Genomic DNA, 591 nt, shown 5'->3' with positions numbered 1-591 from the left:
CCTCCACGGCCTCCTCGCGCCACCGCCCCTTGCGGTGCTGGTCGATGAAGGTCCGGGTGAGGATGGTGCGCGCGTACGCGTCCACGTTGCCGTCCCGGCGCACCCGGCCCCAGGCCGCGTACAGCTTCATCAGCGTGGTCTGGGTCAGGTCCTGGGCGAGGTGCCAGTCCCCGCAGAGCAGGTAGGCGTTGCGCCGCAGGTGCGCCTGGCGCGCCTCGGCGTACTCCCGGAACTCGCGCTCCCGGACTGCTTCCCTCACCCGCCGCCTCCCGCCACCCGCATCGCGCCGTCCCCTCTTCCATACGGGGCGGGGCGGGCGGAGGTTGCACGCCGGCCCGAAAAAGATTTCCGCGCCCCGCCGTGCAACCCGCCGCCGCACGCCCCCGTACTCCTCTCACGCGAGGCCGTGATCCGCCCGGGGGATCGGCGGCCCCGCGCACGGCCGGACGCCTCCGGCCCCGCATCTACGAGGAGTCACCATGACCAAGCGCCTACTCAAGGGCCGCACCCGCCGCCTGATCCTCTCCATCGCCGCCAGCGGTGCCGTGGCCGCGGGGGGCTGGGCCACCGTCGCGAGCGCCGACTCCGGTC

General features: G+C 74.5%; 1 protein-coding gene. It reads right to left on the bottom strand.

The window, feature by feature from the left end; translation table 11 throughout:
• Positions 1-259 (bottom strand): sigma factor (locus KUM32_RS37530; protein ID WP_308408822.1); only part of this gene is annotated, 259 nt, incomplete at its 3' end.
• Positions 260-591 lie beyond the last annotated feature (332 nt).

It is taken from the genome of Streptomyces sp. AC627_RSS907, assembly GCF_019049165.1.
This window is presented reverse-complemented; position numbering and strand designations above follow the sequence as displayed.